The organism is Marinospirillum sp., assembly GCF_014859565.1.
On record NZ_JACUUA010000401.1, the window covers coordinates 1 to 1,949 of the forward strand.

Annotated in this window: 1 protein-coding gene; it reads right to left on the reverse strand. The window is 47.8% G+C overall.

The window, feature by feature from the left end; translation table 11 throughout:
• Nucleotides 1–71: 71 nt before the first annotated feature.
• Nucleotides 72–1,949, reverse strand: a 1,878-nt coding sequence (locus tag IBX50_RS20195; protein WP_292258186.1) for a TonB-dependent receptor, incomplete at its 5' end; no start/stop codon positions are given.

The window sequence follows — 1,949 nt, forward strand, 5'->3', positions numbered from 1 at the left end:
TTGTGGCGCTCCATACGCTGTTTATGGCGCTGGGTCTTGTTGTTGTCGGTCATTATTACCTCGAATTAGTTTCAAAAATCAGCACGTACACCCACACGCCAAGAGCGACTGAAGTTCACCGGATAAATATTATCATCGCGAATCCAGATGCCGTTGGCCTGATCAAAAAGATTATCAACCTGAGCAAACAGCTCAAACTGATCCAGACGATGACGGTAGCCCAGATTGGTCATGCGATAGGCCTGCTGCTTCTGATCAAAGCTGTTGGCAAAATCATTAGCTGCCCAGGCTTCACTGCGCCATACCTGTGTCAGACTCAAACTGGACTGATCATTGATTGAATAATCCAGCGCCAGGGAAATACTGTGCTCCGACACACCGGGCAGATCCTTGTCGTTGTAAGCGCCGCCACCCTCATTCTCCCTGTCAATGACGGCGCGTACCCATGCATAGTTCAAGCTGCCACGAAGCTGCTCAGTTATCTGCAACTGATCCTGAACCTCAAGACCGTATTTACTTGATTCATCAATATTGGTATTGGTGAAAGTACTGGATTCGTAATAAATCTCGTTTTCAAGATCAGAGTAGAAAGCCGTTACCTTCAACTTATTTCTATCTGACACATGATTAAATCCAGCATTCAAAGTTCTTACTTTTGCAGGCTCGATAAAATCGTTAAAGGTTCCACCCCAATTAAAAAACCGATCAACGTCTGGTGCCTGAAAGCTCTGACTCAGGTTGCCAAAAACAGTGAGTTCTTCAGACAAACGATGATTGATGCCCAGGTCCCAGGCCGTCAACGTGTGATCATCTTTCAAAGATGATCCAGTCTGAGGGCGGTACTCATAAGCAACCTTTTCCTTTCGGACACCCGCAGCAAACAAGGTATCCAGCCAGCGATACTGCCCCTGAAGATAAACACCGGTGTTGTCCTTGGAGGTTTCATTATCACCACCTTCACGAACACCATCAAAACCTTGCCAACCAAATACCAAATCCAGTCCACCCTGCTGATACTTCATTGCCAAGTCCGTGGATTGGTAGTCATAATCCGAACCCCAACCGCTTGAAAAAACGGATGATTTATCCTCAATGAAGTGATCAGCAATCAAAGACAAGCCATATCCAAGATCTGCCGTTCCCCCCACAGAGCTTACGTGGGATTCGAGTTTCTGAGAATTGTATGGTGTCGGTTCGCCTGTCCATTGATTAGGTGTTTGTCCCATTTGCGACGGATCATCACGAAACTCTTTCAGCGTCAGGCTGTTGCCATAAGTGGTATCGATCCAGGAGCGTGTTTTACCAATCCGCAACTCAACTTCTTCCACAGGAAACAGCCTGAGCTGAACTTGCAGGTTATCAGCGTCAGATTGATCTGTGTTGCCATTGGTGTCTTCATCACGAAAACCATCGTGCCTGTAATTTTCAGCGAGAACACTCAAAGAAAAATACTCTCTGACCAGGCCGGCACTGACATTCGATGCCATCAAACCATGACTACCACCCACAACAGACAAACTGGCACCATCTCGTTGGCGGGTAACAATATTGATGACGCCAGCCATGGCTCCATCGCCTTGGGCAACTGAGCCACTTCCCTTGACAATTTCAATGCGCTCAATGCTTGACAGCGGCACACTGCCAAGCAGCTGTGGTGCCATATCCACATTATTCATGCGCCTGCCATCCAGGGTTACCACAATATTCTGGTGACCATCACCGATGCCAAACCCACGCATATCAAGCTTCTGCGTGAAAGGATTGCCAAAAGAGGGCATTGCAATCACTGATGTATGACGGTCGAGATAATCATAGAGGGTGGTTGCACCTGATCGCTGAATATCCTGCCAAGTATGAATTTCCGTAGCGAAAGGAGCTTCGGTGTCCAGTAGTTCGGTACGACTGGCGGTTACCACCAGGGTATCCAGGCTGGATGCCAGCGCTTGGGT